Annotated in this window: 22 protein-coding genes; 10 read left to right on the top strand and 12 right to left on the bottom strand. The window is 63.4% G+C overall.

Annotated elements, in window-relative coordinates; genetic code table 11:
• Positions 1–253: 253 nt before the first annotated feature.
• Entirely contained in the window at positions 254–1,426 is a 1,173-nt protein-coding gene (locus tag B0G82_RS24525) for a glycosyltransferase family 9 protein (protein ID WP_121309329.1), read from the top strand.
• Positions 1,427–1,531: 105 nt separating this feature from the next.
• A complete protein-coding gene (locus B0G82_RS24520; protein WP_121309328.1) occupies positions 1,532–1,942 on the top strand; it encodes an ester cyclase in 411 nt (136 codons plus the stop codon).
• A 74-nt stretch (positions 1,943–2,016) separates the two neighbouring features.
• On the opposite strand, the gene B0G82_RS24515 is transcribed toward B0G82_RS24520, so the two are convergent.
• A complete protein-coding gene (locus B0G82_RS24515) occupies positions 2,017–3,243 on the bottom strand; it encodes an FAD-dependent oxidoreductase (RefSeq protein ID WP_121309327.1) in 1,227 nt (408 codons plus the stop codon).
• Between the two features lie 236 nt (positions 3,244–3,479).
• Here B0G82_RS24515 and B0G82_RS24510 point away from each other — a divergent pair, with 236 nt between their 5' ends.
• A complete protein-coding gene (locus B0G82_RS24510; protein WP_121309326.1) occupies positions 3,480–3,941 on the top strand; it encodes a MarR family transcriptional regulator in 462 nt (153 codons plus the stop codon).
• 132 nt (positions 3,942–4,073) lie between these two features.
• On the opposite strand, the gene msrA is transcribed toward B0G82_RS24510, so the two are convergent.
• From msrA to B0G82_RS24495, 3 genes are all read right to left on the bottom strand, one after another.
• The gene (gene msrA / locus B0G82_RS24505; RefSeq protein ID WP_116123047.1) at positions 4,074–4,580 is read right to left on the bottom strand and encodes a peptide-methionine (S)-S-oxide reductase MsrA; all 507 of its coding nucleotides are present in this window, start codon (positions 4,578–4,580) and stop codon (positions 4,074–4,076) included.
• A gap of 162 nt (positions 4,581–4,742) precedes the next feature.
• Positions 4,743–5,015 (bottom strand): hypothetical protein, encoded by a 273-nt coding sequence (locus B0G82_RS24500; RefSeq protein ID WP_116146180.1) that lies wholly within the window; start codon positions 5,013–5,015, stop codon positions 4,743–4,745.
• Between the two features lie 85 nt (positions 5,016–5,100).
• Positions 5,101–5,526, bottom strand: a complete 426-nt coding sequence (locus B0G82_RS24495; RefSeq protein ID WP_121309325.1) for an Ohr family peroxiredoxin — start codon at positions 5,524–5,526, stop codon at positions 5,101–5,103.
• A 288-nt stretch (positions 5,527–5,814) separates the two neighbouring features.
• Here B0G82_RS24495 and B0G82_RS24490 point away from each other — a divergent pair, with 288 nt between their 5' ends.
• On the top strand, positions 5,815–6,951 hold the full coding sequence (locus B0G82_RS24490) for an FUSC family protein (protein ID WP_121309324.1): 1,137 nt from the start codon (positions 5,815–5,817) through the stop codon (positions 6,949–6,951).
• A gap of 39 nt (positions 6,952–6,990) precedes the next feature.
• Here B0G82_RS24490 and B0G82_RS24485 read toward each other — a convergent pair whose 3' ends face one another.
• Complete coding sequence (locus tag B0G82_RS24485) at positions 6,991–7,902, bottom strand: LysR family transcriptional regulator (RefSeq protein WP_106278538.1); 912 nt, start codon at positions 7,900–7,902, stop codon at positions 6,991–6,993.
• Positions 7,903–8,064: 162 nt separating this feature from the next.
• On the opposite strand from B0G82_RS24485, the gene B0G82_RS24480 reads away from it, so the two are divergent.
• On the top strand, positions 8,065–9,165 hold the full coding sequence (locus B0G82_RS24480; RefSeq protein ID WP_121309323.1) for a nitronate monooxygenase: 1,101 nt from the start codon (positions 8,065–8,067) through the stop codon (positions 9,163–9,165).
• A 42-nt stretch (positions 9,166–9,207) separates the two neighbouring features.
• Here the strand turns inward: B0G82_RS24480 and B0G82_RS24475 are convergent, their stop codons facing one another.
• The 7 genes from B0G82_RS24475 to B0G82_RS24440 form a co-directional block, all read right to left on the bottom strand.
• Positions 9,208–9,444: a 4-oxalocrotonate tautomerase family protein gene (locus B0G82_RS24475; RefSeq protein WP_116146171.1), complete on the bottom strand. Its 237-nt coding sequence runs from the start codon at positions 9,442–9,444 to the stop codon at positions 9,208–9,210.
• 58 nt (positions 9,445–9,502) lie between these two features.
• Complete coding sequence (locus tag B0G82_RS24470) at positions 9,503–10,213, bottom strand: SDR family oxidoreductase (protein WP_121309322.1); 711 nt, start codon at positions 10,211–10,213, stop codon at positions 9,503–9,505.
• Between the two features lie 219 nt (positions 10,214–10,432).
• Entirely contained in the window at positions 10,433–11,596 is a 1,164-nt protein-coding gene (locus B0G82_RS24465) for a patatin-like phospholipase family protein (protein ID WP_121309321.1), read from the bottom strand.
• A gap of 194 nt (positions 11,597–11,790) precedes the next feature.
• Positions 11,791–12,174: a hypothetical protein gene (locus B0G82_RS24455; protein WP_116148981.1), complete on the bottom strand. Its 384-nt coding sequence runs from the start codon at positions 12,172–12,174 to the stop codon at positions 11,791–11,793.
• Between the two features lie 77 nt (positions 12,175–12,251).
• A complete protein-coding gene (locus tag B0G82_RS24450) occupies positions 12,252–12,695 on the bottom strand; it encodes a hypothetical protein (RefSeq protein WP_116146168.1) in 444 nt (147 codons plus the stop codon).
• A 178-nt stretch (positions 12,696–12,873) separates the two neighbouring features.
• A complete protein-coding gene (locus B0G82_RS24445) occupies positions 12,874–13,698 on the bottom strand; it encodes an isocitrate lyase/phosphoenolpyruvate mutase family protein (RefSeq protein ID WP_121309319.1) in 825 nt (274 codons plus the stop codon).
• A gap of 387 nt (positions 13,699–14,085) precedes the next feature.
• The gene (locus B0G82_RS24440) at positions 14,086–14,958 is read right to left on the bottom strand and encodes a LysR family transcriptional regulator (protein WP_116148978.1); all 873 of its coding nucleotides are present in this window, start codon (positions 14,956–14,958) and stop codon (positions 14,086–14,088) included.
• 191 nt (positions 14,959–15,149) lie between these two features.
• Here B0G82_RS24440 and B0G82_RS24435 point away from each other — a divergent pair, with 191 nt between their 5' ends.
• The 5 genes from B0G82_RS24435 to B0G82_RS24415 all read left to right on the top strand — a co-directional run bounded on the left by B0G82_RS24435 (position 15,150) and on the right by B0G82_RS24415 (position 21,057).
• On the top strand, positions 15,150–16,115 hold the full coding sequence (locus tag B0G82_RS24435) for a sugar ABC transporter substrate-binding protein (RefSeq protein ID WP_116146164.1): 966 nt from the start codon (positions 15,150–15,152) through the stop codon (positions 16,113–16,115).
• A 73-nt stretch (positions 16,116–16,188) separates the two neighbouring features.
• Positions 16,189–17,802, top strand: coding sequence for a sugar ABC transporter ATP-binding protein (locus B0G82_RS24430; RefSeq protein WP_121309318.1), 1,614 nt, complete (start codon positions 16,189–16,191; stop codon positions 17,800–17,802).
• A gap of 2 nt (positions 17,803–17,804) precedes the next feature.
• On the top strand, positions 17,805–18,809 hold the full coding sequence (locus tag B0G82_RS24425) for an ABC transporter permease (RefSeq protein WP_116146161.1): 1,005 nt from the start codon (positions 17,805–17,807) through the stop codon (positions 18,807–18,809).
• Between the two features lie 89 nt (positions 18,810–18,898).
• Positions 18,899–19,831 carry a ribokinase gene (rbsK, locus tag B0G82_RS24420; RefSeq protein WP_121309317.1) on the top strand — a complete coding sequence of 311 codons (933 nt, stop codon included), beginning with the start codon at positions 18,899–18,901 and terminating at the stop codon, positions 19,829–19,831.
• Positions 19,832–19,953: 122 nt separating this feature from the next.
• Positions 19,954–21,057 (top strand): nucleoside hydrolase, encoded by a 1,104-nt coding sequence (locus tag B0G82_RS24415; RefSeq protein ID WP_121309316.1) that lies wholly within the window; start codon positions 19,954–19,956, stop codon positions 21,055–21,057.
• The last annotated feature ends 337 nt before the right edge of the window (positions 21,058–21,394 follow it).

The following is a 21,394-nucleotide window of genomic DNA, read 5'->3' as shown; positions in this document are numbered from 1 at the left end:
GTCTGTTTAGCGGTCGTCTTCGTAGCCCCAAATGCGGAAGCACGTGACGTGCCCGGGTGCCGGTGTGAAGCGTCATTCGTGCCCCACGATCAGGATTCACACAGTCCACGGCTCTGTACGCCCGGCCACAGAGCGCAGTGCGGCAACGATGCACAATCGGCGTGATATCCCGGGCGGCGCCCGTGGCGCACCTGCGCCCGGCGCGAACCGAGACGCGGCGAGGGCGGCCACCGCCTGCCGCATTGGAGAAGCAATGGGTTGGAAAAGTCTGCTGATCGAAGCGCCGGTCTGGTTGATGGGCCGCTTCCACCCGCCGCGGTTCGATCCGGCTCGCGACACGCCGCGCGAGATTCTCGTGCTGCGCCCGAACGATTTCGGCGAACTGCTCACCACCACGCCGCTCTTCGAGACGCTGCGCGCGCGCTTTCCGACGACGCGTCTGATCGCCGGCGTAGGTAGTTGGGGGCGTCCGATACTCGAAAACAATCCCTTCGTCGACGAGATCGTGGAGATCGACGCGCCGTGGAACAACAAGCTGGTCGAGGACCGCTCGCACGGCAATGTGCTGCGTTTTCTGTGGAAGTCCCCGCAGGTCGCCGCACTGCGCGCGCGCGGCGGCATCGATGTGGGTATCGACGTGCTCGGCAGCTACATGGGCGCGCTGTTGATGATGCGCGCAGGCGTGCGGTATCGCATCGGCGTGCGCGGCTATCGCGGCGGCTGGAGCGGGTGCCAGGCGTTTATTGAATTCGCCGCCCGGCAATGCGGCCGCGCCGCGCTCGCGCAGGGCGAGCTGCTCGGCGCAACGGCGCTGCCGCAAGCGCGCCCGCAATTGTTCCTCACCGACGACGAGCGCGCCACCGCCGCGCAAATCTGGAATGCGGGCAACGTGCCGGGGCGTCGCACGGTGCGGTTGATCGTCGGCGTTGGGGCCGGCGTGCCGACCAAAGCATGGGACGCGCGCCAGGTCGGCGCCGCGCTCGCGCGGATCGCGCAGACATTGGAACAAGCCGGCGACGCGTGCGATATCGTGATCGTCGGCAGCAAAGCGGATCAGGCGCGCGCCGCCGAGGCGATCGCCTCAGCGGGTTTGGGCGTGCCGGTCCGCTCGCTCGCAGGCGAGGTGTCGATGCGCGTCATGTTCGCTCTCGCCGAAGAGGCCAACGTCGTGCTGACGAACTCGACGATGCTGATGCACGTCGCGGCCGCGTTTCTCCGTCCGACCGTCGCCGTGATCGGCGGAAGCATCACCAAACCCGACAGGCACGATGCTATCTGGGGCTACCCGCCGCCGTATCGCAGTGTGTCGCCTGAGCAGTATGTCGCGGGCGAACATGCGCGGAACTGGCCGAGCGTCGAACGGGTCGTGCACGCGGTGCTGGAGGCGGTCGATACGCAGCGGGCGCGAGTCGGCGCGGCAGCCTGACGCCGTGCCACCGCTGCGGTTTCCGCGCCGTTTTATCCACGGCGGTAGAATTTAAATTCTGCCTGCCTTGCAGCACGGACCTTGTACAAGGACGGAGCCATTGCCGTGGATACGCCTGACCTCTACAAACTCTATCGGGACTACATTGGCTGCCTGAACAAACAGGACTGGCCGAACCTCGGGCAATACGTCGACGACAACGCGCACTACAACGGTCAGCGCATCGGCTTATCCGGCTATCGCGAGATGCTGGAGAGAGACTTCCGCGAAATTCCCGACCTTTATTTCAACATCCAGTTGTTGATTGCCGATCCGCCTTATATCGCCAGCCGGCTCGGCTTCGCCTGTACGCCGAAGGGCACGTTTCTCGGCCTCGCCGTCAACGGGAAACGCGTTTCCTTCACGGAGAACGTGTTCTATCAATTCCGCAATGGAAAGATCGAGCAGGTCTGGTCGGTGATAGATAAGGCGGCCATCGAAGCGCAACTCAAGCCACCGGCGCCGCCTGAACATTAAGCCGTTAGTTTTGCGGTCACGTGTCCCTGCCGCACCGGTCACCTTCGTCCGCGTTGCACACCAACTCCGCAGATTCAGCGAGCCGTGACGGTTGGCGGCGGTGTCTGCACAACAGGCGCGGCGGCTTGCAGGATGTCGTCTCGAACGCCCGTGCGCGGCGGATAGATGCGTATGCAATTGATGGTCTGTTTGGTCGCTTTGGCGGCGTCGCCTTCGGACACGAGATGCCGGTCCCAGCCCTCCGTGTACACGGCGCCCCACGGACCGAGATCGAGAATGGTCGTGTACCAGTCGATATGAAGCGGCAGCATCTCGCCACCGAGCAGATCGCAGACGACGTTGTGACCGGCGTAGCGCCCCATCGGCCGGCTATGCTGGCATGACATGACCGATGGCCGTGCGCCGTCGATCAACACACGTGCGCAGTCGCCGGCAGCGAATACATGCGGGACGTTTTCCACGCGCATGAAGGCATCTACCGGAAGGCGTCCAAAAGGATCGAGTGTCACGGGGATTTGCGCGGTCAACGCGTTCGCGCGCATGCCGCCGCACCAGACCACCGTGGCCGCATCGATGCGCCTGCCATTCGTGAGCTCGACGCCGTCGGCGTCCACCGACTGCAGGGATACGCCGGCAAGCATCTCGACGCCGAGAGCGTCCATGGCACGCTCGATGACAGGCTGTGCGCCGCCCATCGCCTGGCCGATCTTAGCCGAGCGATCGGCCAGCACGACATGCACGGCGTCTCGATGCGCGTCGCCCGCGATGCCGCGCAAGCGCGCCGGCAGTTCGGCCGCCAGTTCGATGCCCGTCAAGCCGGCCCCGACCACCACGGCCGTAAACGGACTCGCCGCATTCGCGAGCGACGGCAAGCCGCGCAAGTGCGCCGCGAGTTTCGTTGCGCCTGAGAACGTATCGACGTCGAACGCATGCTCGGTCAAACCGGGAATATCAGGGTGGACGAGTTGGCTGCCCGCCGCGATGACCAGCCGGTCGTAGTCAAGCGTCTGCGCCAGCCCTTGGGTCTGAACGGTGATGCGGCCGTTGGCCGAATCGATGCTGGATACCGAGCCTTCGACGAGCCGCACACCGATCGGCCCGAGAACATCGGCGAGCGGCACGCGCGTCTCGTCCAGATTTTGTTCGTAGTTCCGCACCCGGATACTGTGATACGGCGTGCCATTGATGACGACGACTTCCACCTGAGCGGCGGGCACGCGCAGTTCGTCGAGTTTGCGCGCCGCGCCCACCGCACTCCACAGTCCGGCGAAACCTGCGCCGATCACCACGATCCGCTTCAAGACGTTCTCCTATGGAAATCTTGCGTGGACCTTCAGGTGCCCGCAGCGGCCGATTTCAGGGTCATGATGGTCCGCGCTGGTAGCTTACTCGCGCCGAAGCAGCCGCTGAAGCCGATCGTCAGTGCTCCTCCGCCATGTTCGACGCCATGTCCGACGATTTGAGCGACTGCGATATAATCGCATGCGATGTATAATGTCGCTAGCGAGGCGTGAGCCTCTACCCAACGAGGACGCAGATGAAATCCACCGACCAACCCGCTTCCGCGGATGTGAAGCTCTCCGACTTCCTGTGCTTTGCGGTCTATTCCGCAAACCTGGCATTCGGCAAGGCATACAAGCCGATTCTCGAAGAGCTTGGGCTGACGTACACGCAATACATCACGATCATTGCGCTGTGGGAGGAGGACAACCAGACTGTCAGCAGTCTGGGCGAGAAGCTGTTCCTCGAGTCCAACACGCTCACTCCGATCCTGAAGAAGCTGGAGGCGGCAGGCTACGTGGAAAGACAGCGGGACCCCGAAGACGAGCGTCAGGTGCGGGTAGGTCTCACGAAAAGTGGCCGGCGCTTGCGCGAAAAAGGTCTGAACATGGACCTCGTCGAGGCAACCGGCCTCGCGCCGGATGAGTTCTCGAAAGTCCAGAAGGCGATCGTGACGCTGCGCAACAATCTCGTCAAAGCGGTTCAGAACGGGGAATGAGCGGCGGATCGTGCGATCCATGCGCCCGTCATGAGGCGCGTTGCCAAACGGAAAAGCCCGCGGACGATGTCCGCGGGCTTCTTGTTTTCTGCGCCACAAAAATGCTCGACCGTTTAGCGCTGATTTCAGGCTTCAGCCGCGCTCGGGCAGCTTCCAGTTCGGGCGAACGAAGTGGCACGTGTAGCCGTTGGGAATGCGCTCCAGATAGTCCTGATGTTCCGGCTCGGCCTCCCAGAACGGGCCGGCCGGAGCGACTTCGGTGACCACCTTGCCGGGCCAGAGATCGGACGCCTCGACATCGGCGATGGTGTTCTCAGCCACCCGCTTCTGCTCATCGTCGAGATAGAAAATGGCCGAGCGGTAGCTCATGCCGACGTCGTTGCCCTGGCGGTTCTTCGTCGTCGGATCGTGAATCTGGAAGAAAAACTCGAGGATCTTGCGATAGCTGATCTGGCTCGGGTCGAACACGATCTCGAGCGCTTCTGCGTGTGTGCCGTGGTTGCGGTAAGTGGCGTTGGGCACGTCGCCGCCCGTGTATCCCACGCGCGTGGACAGCACGCCGGGGTAGCGGCGCAGTAGATCCTGCATGCCCCAGAAGCAGCCGCCGGCCAGGATGGCGGTTTCGGTTTGCGTCGTCATTTCAGTCCAATCCTTTCGTCAGTGGTTGGCTCGCCGTCTATCGGATGCGATTCCGCAAGCATGCCAGAGATCGGCCTGGCTAGCCGGCCGGCAGGCAAAGCCCATCATGCCGCCATAGGCATGCGTAGCCGGCCGGGACGTTGGCGCGGCCGGCAGCGCGCCTCAATGGCGTGCGTAAAGATTGTCGTGAGGAGCGACCACGGCACGGCTGCCGGATTCCGACTGACCAGAGGCGACACCGCCATATGCCGCTTGCGAGCCAGCTGCATCGTCGTTGGTCGCGGCGACGGTTTGCGCGCTCTGGCCGCGTTGCGACGCCGGGGCGCCGACCGAAGGCCGGTAGAACGGAGCCGGACCGTAGCCGCTGGCGAACGCGGGCGCGGCGGTGGAGGCAGAAAGTGCGAGGAGCAGTGCAGCAACGAGTTTGGTTTTCACGGTGAAACTCCGCTTAAAAAATGTTCGATGAGGGGCGCTAGCCTTGCCGGATCGCGCCCAGAGATGCCGGTTCAGTGAGGGAATCTCAGGCTACGTTGACGACAACGTCGATGTTTCCGCGCGTGGCTTTCGAATACGGGCAGATTTCGTGGGCTTCATGCGCGATGGCCTCGGCAACTTCGCGCGCCACGCCCGGCACGCTGACGTTGAAGCGGGCCTGGAGCAAATACGCGTCGCCGGTCATGCCCAGATCGACCTCGATTTCCACGGACAGATCGGACGGCAGCGTCACTTTCTTCGCTTGCGCTACGAGGCCGATCGCGGAGATGTAACAGGCCGACCAGGCGCCTGCGAACAGCTGTTCCGCAGTCGGATGCGCCTCTACAGCCGGAAACGCGATGTCCGCACCGGCGCCTTTGGCGGCCGACAGATTGAGGTTGACGCGACCGCCGCGGCCGCTGAACGTGGTGTGGGTTTTGCCGGTGAGCAGGACATTTTCGATCTTGGTCATGATGAATTCCTTGAAGGACAGAGCTGTGAAGTTGCTTTAAATCGCATGCGATGTAATCGCATGCGTCGAATAGTGGACGAGAAGTTTCGCCTTGTCAAGCGCATAAGATTAAATCGCATGCGATTTTTATTGTCCGAGACGACGGGCGGCTGCCGGCCTAGGCGTGCGCTTGACTGACTTGGCTGGCGGCACAGCCGCTGACAACGATTTCCGAGCGGTCCGGGCGTTCCGATCGACTAGACTACGAGGTAGCTCAAATCCCACGCGCACCACGCCGTAAAGCGAAAGATGATCCCGGAGGACGACAAGCGAGTCGGCGCCGATGCGCAAAGCCGCGCGGCGAGCGATGGCGTTCGAGGCGAACCCGCGGGCGAGCGTCGGCGCGGCGTCCTCAGCCTCGCGACGACATGGCTGGATCAGCTCGATCCCGGCACCCATCGCCGGATCAAGGGACTGCGGCTCGTCACCGCGTACGGAATCGCCGCGGCGCTCGGAACGTTGCAGGACGTCACCCACGGTTTGCCCGGTGCGACGCTGGTCGGTTCGCTGGCCGGCAACTTCGCGCTGTGGGCCAGCGTCTCGGAGGCGCGCGTTTCCCGGCCCGAGTCCAGCCGCGACCTGGCCTTCCTGTGCGCCGCCGCCGTGCTCGGCGCGGCCATGTTCATCGCGTTCGCTCCACTCCTGCAGACCATCGGCGCGGCCGGCCCCGAGCTGACGCTCGTCACGGGCGCGTTTCTCGTCGGCTACCTCAAACGCTTCGGCATTCTGGGCGCGGGAATGGGCTCGCAAATATTCATCGGCCAATTGCTGGCCTACAACGTCCATCTGATGCCGGTCGACATGCCGGCCGTCGTGGTGGCGGGGCTGATCGCCATGCTCGCGTCCATTGTCCCGCGTCTGCTCAGCGGTCCGGCGGAACGTCCGGCCATGACGGTGCTTTCGGCCGTCAACGTGCCGGATCGGTGGAAAGTGTCGGCCGAACTCATCATGGGCCTGCAGGCGGCGAGCGGCGCGCTGGCCGTGGTCCTTTTGAACGAGACGATCGGACTCAAGGAGTCCGCCTGGGCCATCACGGCAAGCACCTACGTGGTGGCGGGTTCGGCGAGTGGCACGGCGCAGCGGGTGCGCCGACGGATCATCGGCACCCTGGTCGGCGTTCCGCTGGGGCTGGCCTGCCTGCCGCTCGTCGAGCATGTGCCGCTGCTCGCCTGGGCCGCTGTCGCGGCCGCCATGATCGTCTACGCGATGGCGTTGCCCGAGCGCTATGACGTCGCTTGCGGGGCGTTCGCCTTCACCTTGATCGTGACACTGGCGATTGGCGGCGTGCACTCCATTTCGTTTCTTGGCGCGCGCGCGTGGGAGACGCTGCTCGGCGGAGTGGTCGGCCTGCTGGCGGCGAAGTTCATCTTTCCGCTGCGCGTGTGACGGGTTGTCGAGGGGAGCGTCGCGCGATGATCCGTGCGCCTACGATCCCAGCTTTTCCATCAGGAAGTCGACGAAACTGCGCACGCGCGACGACAGATGCCGTGCATGCGGATAAAGCAGCACGAACGGCCGCGAACAGCCGCCATAGGGAATGAGCAGTTCCTTGAGCGTTCCCGCCGCGAGATCTTTCTCGACGATAAACCGATAGGTTTGAAAAATACCGGCCCCGTGACGCGCGAGCGTGGCCCCGGCAAGCACGTCGCCCGACGACGTGTATCCGCCGCTCGTCATCGTCTCGACAACCTCGTTTTCATATTTGAACAGCCACGGTAGATTGCGGCCGGTGCTCGGCAACGCGTACTGGACGCAGTCGTGATGGACCAGGTCGTCCGGCGTTTTCAGTTTGGCGGCGCCACGCAGATAGGCCGGCGAGGCGACGACCACCAGTTCGGCGTCCTCGATCGTGCGCGCAATCAGCCCGGAGTCTCCGGGCGCCGCGCCGCGAATGGCCAGGTCGAAGCCTTCCTCGCCGAAGTCGATGTTGCGATTGCTGAGATGCGTTTCGACGGTGACGCCCGGATAGCGTCGGCGAAACTCGGCCAGCAAGGGCAGCACGCGGTAGTGTCCATACGGCGTCGGCATGCTGATGCGCAGCACGCCGGTCGGCGCGGTTTGCTGTCCGGTCGCTTCACGCTCGGCTTCGGCGAGCTGGGCCAGCGCCAGACGACATTGTTCGAAGTACCGTCGTCCTGCATCGGTGAGCCGGATCTGCCGGGTGGTCCGCACGAACAGTCGCACGCCGAGGCGCTCCTCCAGACGCGCGACCGTACGGCTGACGGCGGCCGGCGTGACGCTCGCGGCGTTCGCGGCCTCGGTGAAACTCTCCAGTTCGGCCGCCAGGCAGAACAGTTCGATACTGCCCAGAAGGACATCTTCAAATTGACGCTGCATGGTCTCTCGGCGAAGTGCCTGATGGCGCGGTCTGGTGCGAGGCGGAACGCCGCATGGAACGGCCGCAATGCGAACGCAGCGGCTCGGCCGCGTTCGGCGCGGAACAGGGGTTCGTACGGAATATCAGGACTATATTGTAGTGAGACTCCATGAGGAAGCGACATGACCAATCAGACAGGCAAGCGTGCCTTGCTGCCCTTGCTGGGCATCGACAAGCCGATCGTTCAGGCGCCGATGGCGGGTGTCAGCACGCCCGCACTGGCCGCGGCAGTTTGCAACGCAGGCGGCCTGGGCTCGTTAGGCGTCGGAGCGATGAACGCCGACGGCGCGCGCAAGGTGATCAGGGAGACGCGCGCACTGACGGGCAAGCCGTTCAACATCAACGTGTTCTGCCATCAGCCTGCGCAAGCGGACGCGGCGCTCGAGCAGCAATGGTTGCGCTGGCTTGCGCCGCATTTCGACAAGTATGGAGCAACGCCACCGGCGAAGCTGTCGGAGATCTACACGAGCTTCCTTGCGGACCCCGCCATGCTGGCGGTTTTTCTGGAGGAGAAGCCGGCGATCGTCAGTTTTCACTTCGGCTTGCCGCCCGCCGATGTCATCGCCGAGTTGAAGCAGGCGGGCATCACGCTGCTCGCCAGTGCGACCAATCTGGAAGAGGCGGCGCAGGTTGGAGCGGCGGGTGTGGATGCGATCGTGGCGCAAGGTGTCGAGGCCGGCGGGCACCGCGGTGTCTTCGACCCGGATGCATTCGACGACCGCTTGGGCACGTTCGCCCTGACGCGTTTGCTGGTCAGGGAATGCCGGCTGCCGGTGATCGCCGCCGGCGGCATCATGGACGGCGCCGGCATTGCGGCGGCGCTCGCGCTCGGCGCTCAGGCCGCGCAGCTTGGCACGGCCTTCGTGGCGTGTCCGGAAACGTCGATCGACGAGGGTTATCGTCGCGCATTGCTCGGCGAGGCGGCTCGCCGTACGACTTTCACGGCGGCGATCTCCGGGCGGCTGGCGAGAAGCATGGCGAACAGCTACACGGCGCTCGGCGCCGACGCGCGTTCACCCAGTCCGCCCGCCTATCCGATCGCCTACGATGCCGGCAAGGCGTTGAATGCGGCAGCGAAGGCGCAAGGGGAGTTTGGCTACGGCGCGCACTGGGCAGGCCAGGCCGCGGCGTTGGCAAGGTCGTTGCCAGCAGCGGAACTGATGGCCCAACTGGAGCGCGAACTGAAGCAGAGCATCGAGCAACTGCGGCAGTTCGCGAACTGAAAACCAGATGGCTCAACGGGTTGAGCGACCCCGTTCCGACGCTCAACCTGGCTTCTGGGCGAGCTGCTTGCGATAGGCCTCGACCGGCAAGCCGCCCCAGCCCCAGTTCTCGGTGTCCACTTCCTCGATGACCACGAAGGTCGCCGCGAGCGGCTTGTTCAGCACGTCCAGCAGCACCTGACTGACGCCTGCGATCAGCCTGGCTTTTTCGTCGGCCGTGACGGCATCGTTGCCGGGTCTGGAACCTTCGCGGGTCACCTGAATTGTGACGATAGGCATGGCGTTCTCCGTAATCCTCGGTTGACGCGGAGGGCGCCGGTTGGCGGCGCCCTGGCGATCAGTGGCCTGCGCTCTGGCCGCCGTCGACGTGCAGGATTTCGCCGGTCACGAACGGCGCCGAGTCCAGGAACAGGACAGCGTTCACGATATCGCTCATTTCGCCCATATGTCCGACAGGATGCAGTGCGCCGAGCGCCGCATGAGTTTCTTCCGCATGCATCGGCGATTTGATGATGCCCGGCGAGACGGCGTTCGCGCGGATGCCCTTCTTCGCGTATTCGATGGCGAGGGACCTGGTGGCCGCGTTCAGGCCGCCTTTGGTCAGCGAGGCCAGCACCGACGGCACGCCGTCGATGGCGTGGTCGACGAGACTCGTCGAAATGCTGACAACGTGGCCGCTGCCGTTCTTTTCCATCTCGGCGATGGCAAGCTGCGTGATGAAGAAGAAGCCGTTGAGGTTCACCGCGGTGACCTTTGCGTAGTCTTCGGCCGTATAGCTGGTGAAGGGCTTGGCAACGAAGATGCCGGCGTTATTGACGAGTGTGTCGATGCGGCCAAAACGGGCGATGGCTTCACGGATCACGCGCTGCGCGGTGGCCGGGTCGCCGATATCGCCTGCCACGGTCAGGACGTTCGGATCTTCCGAGGGCTTGACCGAACGCGCGGTTGCGACCACGCGGTAGTCGAGCTTGCGAAACGCGTTGACCAGTTCGGCGCCGATGCCTTGCGATGCGCCCGTGACGACAACGACTTTTTGTGATGTGCTCATGGCTGAATCTCCGGATAAGTAACTTGGGATCAAATGCTGATCGGGCCAGTGGCTCCGATAGGTATGAAATCTAGGCGCATCGGCGCCGATCTCGAATACCCGCCATGGACAAACAGTCTTGCGTGCCAGGTACAAATAGGATTTGCGGTGAGTGAGCAGGCGCGCACGGCCTACGCCGCGCCCGAGGTCGCGAGTCGCTGCTTGCGGCGCTGACGCGATTTATTGCCGGCTTTCCGCCGATGCCATGCGAAAGACCGAGAGGCCTTCCATCGGATCCAGTGCTTCCCGCCATGGCGCGCGCTTCAGCATGCGGAGCGTGTCTTCGTAACCCGCGAGCCAGCGCCGTTCGATGCCGGCCGAAGAGAAATCGATGTCCCTGTTCAGGTCGTCGTTATCGAATGCCGGTGCGTCGAGTTCCAGCACGCGCATCGTCGTACCGCAGCCCCAGCCGAGCAGATCGCGCACCTCCGGATCATTCCGTGTCTCTTCGGGCAGATGCTGGCCGAGCTCGCGGATCACGTGACGCAAGCGGTGAATCTGCTTCTGCCGATCGAGATGACTCTCCGCGCGGCTCGAATACTGAATGTCGCGTTGCCGGCTCATGACCTGCAAGATCGACTCGGGTTCCGGACCGCTCGAAGGCCACAACTGCACCGAAAAAATCACCGAGTCGCGCCGCGGCCGGTCGTCGAGCACGGCTTCGAGCGGCGTATTCGAATAGATGCCGCCGTCCCAGTACGATTCGCCTTCCAGTTGCACCGCCGGGAAGCCGGGCGGAAAAGCGGCAGAAGCCATCACGTGTTCGACGTCCAGCAGCGCATCGCGATTCGTGAAGTAGCGCATGCGTCCACTGCGGACATTGACCGTGCCGACGGTCAGCCGCGTCCTCTTCTGGTTCAGGTAGTCGAAATCGACTAGCGAAGCCAGGGTTTCGCGCAGCGGCCCGGTCGAATAGAACGCGGCCTGATCGGAGCGAACGCGTGTCTGAAGGCCCGCCCACGACTGCAGCCGTGGCGTGAAAAACGAAGGCACGCCTTGAGTGACCGTGGTGAAATCACGCAGCCAGTTCGCGAGTCCCGGCAGCCAGTCCGCCGCTCCGATGCCCTGACGTGCCACGCCGTTCCAGAACTGAGTTAAGCGCGCCATGCGATTCTCAGGCAGATTGCCGGCGATGATCGCGCCGTTTATCGCGCCGATCGAAGTGCCGATAACCCAGTGAGGCTCGACTTTGCCGTCATGAAGGGCTTGGTACACGCCCGCCTGGTAAGCGCCGAGGGCGCCGCCGCCCTGAAAGACCAGCACGATCTGGCCGGGAATGTCCGGTGCGGTGTCCGATCCGCTGGTTGCGCCGGTCTGATGTTCGACGTGCGTTTCGTTGCCCATGACGAAGTCTCCCGAACACATGCTGCGGTGCCGCTGATTCTGCCACTGAAGTGGTCGATCAGGGCGCCGTGCAATGGCGGAGCCAGTTCCATGATCCAGTGCTCGATGGCCTGATCCAACGGGCGCTCGACCAGAACAAGAATCTCGCCGTCGCGGCCGCGCGTGTGAGCCGTTCAATCGAACGATGCGACGCGCTACGCTTTCGGCAGCTTGGATTTCTTGCCGCGTGCACGCGGCTTCGGCTCGACGCCTATACGTGAATCGCGGGCGAGCACCAGCGCCGTCAATTGTTCAGCGACGGTTTCGAATGCAGGATCGTCCTGCGTTATGTAGAGCCATTTGCCGAGCACCGGATGCGGCCGCAAAGTCGGCATCTCATCAATGAGCGCGGCGTGACGCTCGTGCGACGTGCACACCAGCAGGCCATTCCACGGCTTGTCGCGATCCGCGGCAATCAGGCACAAAAGCCCATCGATATAAGCGGCGTCGCTGCCAAACATCCGCTTGCTGATGTAAGTCGGATCGCGCTCGAACGCGTCGAAGACCCAGATGAGCGAGTTGCGGACGGACGAAGGCATCGGCGTGAAGACCTTGGCGGCGTGGGCGATGAGGAGCGAAAAGCATAGCACCACAGCGCTCGGCCGCCTGTCTACAGTCAATTGGTGCAAATTACCGCGGTCAGCAGCAATGGAATGACCGAGTGCACCTTGGCGGTGCTTCCGGCCGCGCGCACGCGCGTTTCGACCGACTCGCTCGGCGCGGACAACACGACGCCGTATAACGGGCCCGCGAGCGCCTGGCCGCGGCCTTTCTTGAACATCCCGTCGTCCGGCTCATAGCCGAGCACGGCGTACACGCGAAAGCCAAACGCGGTCATGTCGCTGCCGTGCACGGGACGAAACGCGTTGACGGAGTTCTTGTCGACCCGCATGGGATTAGACTCGATGTACTTGTCGTCGATGAGTTCCGTAATGAACGCGTGAGGACGCGCCTGGCAGTCGAATTGTGCGTCGAGCGCGTAGGCGTGCGATGCCGCCGGGCAGAAGCCGACGCTTGAGACGAGGAGTGCGGCAAGCACTCTGAAAGGACGAAGTTCCATAGCTGACATGCCCGAGCTGCGGGCGTCGGCAGACTCAACGCACGCTAGACATCAGTCTCTCATGGCTACGCGAACTGCGTACGTTCGTCAGCGAACGATGACGGCGTCGCAGCTCGATGCGCACTGCGGCGTTGTCGATCGCCCGCATGCCCTTTTCGCCACCTCACGACACCTCAACTCACCTGCGGTTCTCAAACAGTTCGTTGAGTTGCGAGCCCGGCGCCGCGCCGGCGAAGCCGTCGAAGCGGCCTTGAGCGAGCGACTGCGCGGCTTGCATGAAACCGCCCCACGCCGCGCGAGCCAGCGCTCCGCCGACGCTGATGCGCCGCACGCCGAGCGCGGCCACGTCCTGCAGCGTGAACTGCGATGTAGAACCGATCAGCAGATTGACGGGCTTCGGCGCCACGGCGGCGACCACCGCCTCGATCTGTTCGCGCGTCTGAATGCCCGGCGCGTACAGACAGTCGGCGCCGGCCTCCGAATAGGCCTTGAGTCGCGCAATCGCGTCGTTGAGATCGGGCGACCCGGCGAAGAAGTTTTCCGCGCGGCCGACTAGCAGCGTATCGCCGCCGTTTTCGTCGATGGTGCGGCGCGCGGCGCTGATCCGTTCGACGGCGACTTCAATGGAGAAAAGCGGCGCGGCGGCGTCGCCCGTGGCGTCTTCGATCGACAGCCCGGCCACGCCGGTTTCGATGGCGAGCCTGACACTTTCCGCGACCTCGTTCGGCGTGCTGCCGAAGCCGTTCTCGAAGTCCGCGTTGACGGGCAGGTCGGTCGCTTCGACGATCTTACGCAGATGCGCGAGGATCGCGTCGCGCGGCAAGCTGTTGTCGGCGTGTCCGGTGGACCAGGCAAAGCCGGAACTGGTCGTGGCCAGCGCCTGGAAGCCGAGCGAATGCAGATAGCGCGCGCTGCCGGCATCCCACGGATTGGGCAGCACGAAACAACCGGACGTATGCAAGGCTCTGAACGCGGCGCGCTTCTCGGCGACGGTGCGGGACATGGCGTATCTCCTGAAAACGGACGAGCCTGAGCTGCCCGTGCTGGTTATGCGACCTCGAGGTCCACGACCGGGAAGTCGGTTTCGGTGTCCGCCGGGCGCGGATCGCCGGCGTGCTGGACGTTGTGCATGCGATGGATGCTGGTTGCGGCGGGTTCCATCATCCGCGAAATCGTTGTTGCTGTGTGCGACATACGTAGGTTCGGATGGGCTTCTCCGCTCGCCGCTCCGGAGCGCGCCTTTCGACACGCAACGGTGAGGCAACTCCGTGACTTCCCCGATTCCTGTTGCAGCAGCCGGCGTCGCAGTACCATGAGGCACGATCGCGCTCAGTTTCGCGCAGGTTAGCCGTAACCGGCCGATACGTTAGCGTTCGTTCGTCAGGCGGCGTCAGCGGAAAATCTCGGCAATCAGGTTCGCCACGGTCCGGATGCGCTCACTGTCGCGCAGCGCCGGATGCAGCACCATCCACACGTCCTGATCGAGCGCCTTGATGTGCTTCTCCACGCAGACGAGATCGCTCGTCGTGTCGCCGGCTAGCTGGGCGAGTATGCCGAGTCCTGAGCCCCCCAGCACACCGTCGAACACACCCATGCCGTAGCTGCTGCGCAGCGACGGCGCCGGAGCGCCGGGCAGCGCCTTCAGCCATTGCGTCGCCGGGTGATCGGGCTGACGGTCGTCGTAGCCGACGAACGACAGCTTCTCCCACTCCTTCTTCACGATCGCGGCCTTGTGGCGCAGATAGTAGTCGCGCGAGCCGAACAGCCCGAAGCGGATCCTGCCGATCCGGCGAACATAGAGATCACCCTCTTCGGGGCACTCGGACCACAAAGCGATGTCCGCCTCGCGCCGCGCAAGGCTATAAGGACGCCGCGAAGTCAGGACTTCGATCGCGAGTCCGGGCAGCCGGTCCTGAAACGAGCCGAGCAGCTTCAGCAGAATGTACGACGGCCATTCGACGGCGTTGATCCGCACGGTGCCATGCGCGGGCGCGCCGCCGTTCACGTCTGCGGCGCGTTCGATCTGGTGCGCCAGGTCCTCCATCTGCTCCGCCCAAGCCAGCACCTTGGCGCCGAATGCCGTCACGGTACAGCCCGACGGCACGCGGTCGATCAACGGTTCGCCCAGCCGCCGCTCAAGCTCGGTCAGGCGGCGCGACAGGGTCGGCGCGCTCAGGTCGCACGCCGCGGCGGCCGAGCGCATGGTGCCTTCACGGGCGATCGCCACCAGAATGCGCAAGTCGTCCCAATCCACGTGTTCCATTTTTGAAACGATCAGTTTTGAAATTTGACATAGCATAACGCAGTTCGCGAGGATAGCATTGGAGCTGGCCACACTTGCCCAGCATACGGGACGACCCTGATGGGTCAGCCAGTGGCGGCAAGTGCGGCGTTCCTACCTATCACACGACTCAACGGCTCTCAGTAGACCGAACGAGCGATACGGAGACATCAATGATTCGCCATTTTCTACCGGCGCGCCGTCGCGCCATCGCAGCCGGCGCAGCTTTCCTCGCTGTGTCGATTTTGCCGATGCCGGCAGCCTTCGCCCAGGCCGCCCATAAACCGAAAGTCGCGCTGGTGATGAAGTCGCTCGCCAACGAGTTCTTCCTGACCATGGAAACAGGCGCCAAGGATTATCAGAAGCAGAATCCGGCGAAGTTCGATCTCGTCACCAACGGCATCAAGGACGAGACTGACACCGCGAACCAGATCCGCATCGTCGAACAGATGATCGTTTCGAAGGTCGATGCGCTGGTGATCGCGCCGGCTGACTCCAAGGCGCTGGTGCCGGTCCTGAAGAAAGCGGTCGATGCCGGCATCATCGTGGTCAATATCGACAACAAGCTGGACAACGACGTGCTCAAGTCGAAAGACCTGAACATCCCGTTCGTCGGGCCGGATAACGCGAAGGGCGCACAGAAGGTCGGCGACTACCTGGCCAAGCACCTGAAGGCGGGCGACAACGTCGGCATTATCGAAGGTGTCACGACCACAACCAACGCGCAGCAACGTACGGCCGGCTTCAAGCAGGCCATGCAATCGGGCGGCATGAAGGTCGTCGCGCTGCAATCGGGCGAGTGGGAAATCGACAAGGGCAACGCCGTCGCGAGCCAGATCCTCAACGCGAATCCGGACGTCAAGGCCTTGCTGTGCGGCAACGACAACATGGCAATCGGCGCCGTGTCGGCCGTGCGCGCGGCCGGCAAGACAGGCAAGGTGCAGATCGTCGGTTACGACGACATTAACGCGATCAAGCCGATGCTCAAGGACGGCCGCGTGCTCGCCACCGCCAATCAATACGCCGCCAAGCAGGCAGTGTTCGGTATCGACACGGCTTTGAAGGCGCTTTCCGAACACAAGAAGCAGTCTGAATTGTCCGGCGTCGTCGAAACGCCGGTCGATCTGGTCACCAAGTAAGACAGGTGCAAGGTGTGGCCCGCTCCGTCAAGGGGCCACGCCGTCTGATTTCTGTCCAGCCTGAATCAATCTGATGTCCACTCCAATTTCATCCCTTGCTGACGCCGCCCCCGTGCTGCGCGTGCACGGCATCGGCAAGACCTACGCCGAGCCCGTGCTCGCCGATGTTTCGCTCGAATTGCACGCGGGCGAAGTGCTGGCGCTGACCGGCGAAAACGGCGCGGGCAAGAGCACCTTATCCAAGATCATCGGCGGCCTCGTCACACCGACCGCGGGTTCGATGACCCTGGGCGGCGCGGCCTATACGCCGGCCAGCCGCAAGGACGCCGAGGCGCTCGGCGTGCGCATGGTCATGCAGGAACTGAACCTGCTGCCCACGCTCTCAGTGGCCGAGAACCTTTTTCTGAACCGTCTGCCGCGGCGCGGCATGTTCGGCTGGATCGACCGCGCCAAGCTGCGCGAGGATGCACGGCATGCCATGGCGCAAGTCGGCCTCGATGCGATCGACCCCGACACGCTGGTCGGCACGCTCGGCATCGGGCATCAACAGATGGTCGAGATCGCGCGCAATCTGATCGGCGATTGCCGCGTGCTGATTCTCGACGAACCCACCGCGATGCTGACCGCCCGCGAAGTCGATCTGCTGTTCGAGCAAGTCGAGCGGTTGAAGGCGCGCGGCGTCGCGCTGGTGTACATCTCGCACCGGTTGGAAGAACTGAAGCGTATCGCGAGACGCGCTGCCGTGTTGCGCGACGGCCGGCTCGTGCATGTCGACGAGATGGCCAATCTCACCACCGACCGTCTCGTGACCCTGATGGTCGGCCGCGATATCGGCGACAGGATCGATCTCGGCGAGCGGCGCATCGGCGAGGTGGCCTTCAAGGTCAACGGCATGACGCGCGAGCCGGTGGTGCGCGACGTGTCCTTCGAGGTCAAGGCTGGCGAGATTTTTGGCATCAGCGGACTGATCGGCGCCGGGCGCACGGAGTTGATGCGGCTCATCTATGGCGCGGACCGCGCGGACGCGGGCACGGTGTCGATCGGTCGCGAAGGCGGCGCGCTTGAGCCTGTGGCGATCGCTTCGCCGTCTGACGCCGTGAAACACGGCATCGCGCTGATCACGGAAGATCGCAAAGGCGAGGGTCTGTTGTTGACCCAACCGATTGCCGCCAACATTTCGCTGGGCCACTTGCGTTCGGTGTCGAGCAAGGGCGTGGTGGACGGCCGTCGCGAAGCGGCTTTGGCGCACCAGCAGATCGACGCGATGCGCATTCGCAGTTCCGGGCCGTCGCAGCCTGTGTCCGAGTTGTCGGGCGGCAATCAGCAGAAGGTGGTGATCGGCCGGTGGCTTGCGCGCGATTGCACGGTGCTGCTGTTCGATGAGCCGACGCGCGGCATCGACGTCGGCGCGAAATTCGATATCTATGCATTGATGGGCGCGCTGGCTCGTGAAGGCCGGGCGCTGGTGGTGGTATCGAGCGACCTGCGCGAATTGATGGCGATTTGCGACCGGATCGCGGTGATGTCGGCGGGACGCATGACCGGCCTGTTCGAGCGCGGCAACTGGACTCAGGACGCGCTGCTGGCGGCGGCATTCGCGGGCTACGCCACGCGCGATGACATGTTGCACGAGCCGATCGAACCCGACGCGAAGGCGCCCGACGAAAGTAAATTAGTGGAGTATTGAGCATGACCGTGGAAACCAGCCTGCCTACGCTGCAGAACGAACCACCCAAAAACGCAAAGCCACTTGGCACGCGACTCGGAGTGTCGAACTACCTTGGATTGCTCGGCGCGCTTCTCGGGATGATCGTGCTGTTCTCGCTGCTGAGTTCGCACTTTCTGACCTACGACACGTTCAGCACGATCGCCAACCAGATTCCCGATCTCGTCGTGATGTCGATCGGCATGACGTTCGTGCTGATCATTGCCGGCATCGATCTGTCGGTCGGCTCGGTGCTGGCGCTCGGCGCGGCGCTCACGAGCGTCGCGGCCTTGCAGTGGCATTGGCCGGCGCTGCCCGCGGCCTTGCTCGGTATGGCGGGCGCGACGCTGACCGGTTGCGTGACCGGCGCGATCACCGTGGCGTGGCGGATTCCGTCGTTCATCGTGTCGCTCGGCGTGCTGGAAGCCGCGCGTGGTCTCGCGTATCAGTTGACTAACTCGCGTACGGCTTATATCGGCGATGCCTTCGATTTCCTCTCCAACCCGGTGGCGTTCGGCATCTCGCCGGCTTTCATCATCGCCATTGTGGTGATGGTCGCCGCGCAGTTCGTGTTGACGCGTACCGTCTTCGGACGCTATCTGGTCGGCATCGGCACGAACGAGGAAGCGGTGCGGCTCGCGGGCGTCAATCCGCGGCCTTACAAGATCGCGGTGTTCGCGATGATGGGACTGCTCGCCGGCCTGGCTTCGCTATTCCAGATTTCGCGGCTCGAGGCCGCGGATCCGAATGCCGGGCAGGGTATTGAATTGCAGGTGATCGCGGCGGTGGTGATCGGCGGAACGAGTCTGATGGGCGGGCGCGGTTCGGTGACGAGCACATTCTTCGGCGTGTTGATCATTTCGGTGCTGGCTGCCGGCCTTGCGCAGATCGGCGCGACCGAGCCGACCAAGCGCATCATCACGGGAGCTGTGATTGTCGTGGCTGTCGTGCTGGATACTTATCGAAGCCGGCGTCGTCGCGCCGGGTAATGGTGAACATCCCGTGGATGGTCAGCAGTTTTGCATGGGACCGGAGGAAGCGCTAAAGCGCTAACTCTGGTCGACAGGAGAAAATTAAAGTGTCAAAAGAAACGAAGCAAGGCCGGGTGCTGGTAGTGGGCAGCATCAATACGGATCTCGTCGCGCGCGCACCGCATTTGCCGCGCCCCGGCGAGACGATTGGCGGACATGAGTTCTCGCAGGTCGCCGGCGGCAAGGGCGGTAACCAGGCCGTTGCGGCCGCGCGCATCGGCGCACAGGTGGCCATGGTCGGATGCGTCGGCAAAGACGCGAACGGCGCGCAACGCGTCAAGGATCTGGAAGCGGAAGGGATCGACTGCAGCGGCGTGGAGGTCCACCCGGGCCAGCCGACCGGTGTCGCCATGGTGACAGTATCCGACGACGGACAGAACACGATTGTCGTGGTCGCCGGCAGCAACGGCGAACTCACGCCGGAAAGCGTGGCTCGCCATGAAGCTGCCATCAAGGCTTGCGATGTCGTGGTGTGCCAACTGGAAACGCCGTGGGATTCTGTTCACGCAACGCTCGCGCTCGCTCGTCGGCTCGGCAAGATCACCGTGCTGAACCCGGCGCCGGCGACGGGGCCGTTGCCGGCGGAATGGTTGCCGCTAGTCGATTACCTCGTGCCCAACGAGGTCGAGGCCGCCATTCTGGCCGGCCTGCCGGTCGAATCGCAAAGCGGCGCGCGACGCGCGGCGACGGAGTTGCAACAGGGCGGGGCGCGCAATGTGATCGTCACGCTCGGCGCGCAGGGAGCGTATCTGCTGGTGGAAGGCGGCGAGGGCATGCATTTCCCCGCGCCTCAGGTGCAAGCGGTCGATACGACGGCGGCCGGCGACACTTTTATCGGCGTCTTTGCCGCGCAACTCGCCTCACGGCAGCCGCTGGAAAGCGCGATCAGCCTCGCACAACGCGCGGCGTCCATTTCCGTGACGCGAGCGGGTGCGCAGCCTTCGATACCGACACGCGCGGAGGTCGACAGCGCAGCCTGACACGGATGCCGGTTGTGACATGAGGCGCTCCGGATTGCCACTTTTGGTGGCTCGACGTTGATTTATGGGCACCATCTCACGATGGTGTTCCCTTGTTAATCACGCTCTCCAATGGACGAAACATGAAATCACAATACGTAGGCATGCTGATGATGTCGCTAGGGCTGGCCGCGTGCGGAGGCAGCATATCGACCACTGATCCTCTCGCCAATGCGCCGAAGGTCATCATCGATTCAGACTTCAACACGATGGGCGACGACGGCCAGCTTTTCGCCATGACCACGCAGTTGATGGGGCAGGGCAAGGTCAATCTGCTTGGACTCACCGTCGTTACCGGCAACGACTGGTTGCTGCAGGAAGAGTCCGATGCGCTCAAGGCAGTGGAACGGATGGGCGTGCAGAACGTCGTGGGGGTGTACGGCGGCGCCCGTTATCCGTTGCAATACGACGTAGCGAGTATTCGCGCGCAGCAGGCCGCCAATCCGAACGGCTACTTTGGCGCGTGGAGCCGGCCCGAGCCAACTCAGCAGTCTCAACTCGTTGCGCCGCCGGACGGGTTCGCGGCATCGACGAAACTGCAGGCGCAGGGCGCGGCGGATTTCATGATTCAGACCATCAAGCGCTATCCGAACCAGGTCACTATTCTCGAGGTGGGGCCACCCACTAACCTTGCCACGGCGATCATGAAGGCGCCGGAGATCGTGCCGCAGATCAAGCGGATCGTCTACATGGGTGGCGCGATGGCGGTGCCGGGCAATGCGAATGCCGTGGGAGAACTCAACTGGTGGTTCGATCCGTTGGCTGTGCGCACGGTATTGCAGACGTCGATTCCACAAGCCGTGATTCCCCTCGATGTAACGAACACCGTGCCGCTGACGCAAAGCGTGTATGACCAGATCGTCAATAATCCGAGCAAGCAGACCGCGGTGACGAAGGCGTATGGGATTGCCAATGCTGGGGCGTTCGCTAGTAATGCCGATCTGTTCGATACGTTGACGATCGCGTATTTCCTTGATCCTGCTTACGCTACGCAAACAAAGAGTGCGTATCTGGATATCGATACGACGAGCGGTGAAGATCAGGGGCATGTGAAGGTATATCCGGACCAGCCGGCGGCAGGAGCTTCGCCGCAGAAGATCACTTATGTCACGCAGTTTGATAACAACCGGTTTTTTGGTCTTTATGTGGATCTGCTGACAAGGCCTGTGCCGATTGCGTTGCCGTAAGGTGATGGGTAAGCGTCCTGAGCCGGGAACGTTGCAGAGGCACACGCTCCCCGTTCGGATTTGATGGACGAGTTCTTCCGAGGGGCGTGCCATAGTTTCCGGCTGGTCGTCCAACCACTCAGCGCATGCTCGCCCAGCAGGGAGACGCCGCTCATTCCATTTTTCTCTTCAGCGCTCGCTTGATGCCACGCCGGTCGCAAAAGAAAGTGCGCCGAGCTCAATTGCCGATCTGGTGAAAACGCGTGGCCATTGAATAGTCTTTATCCGCCAGTTGTGCCTGCTCCGAACATCGTTTGCGAGCAGGGTTGGTGCGCAGGAGACTTATGGCGGCGAATGA

Source organism: Paraburkholderia sp. BL17N1 (assembly GCF_003634175.1).
In the GTDB taxonomy this organism is placed as follows: domain Bacteria; phylum Pseudomonadota; class Gammaproteobacteria; order Burkholderiales; family Burkholderiaceae; genus Paraburkholderia.
Note: the sequence above shows the minus strand (reverse complement) of the source record. Positions and strands in the feature narration are given on the sequence as shown.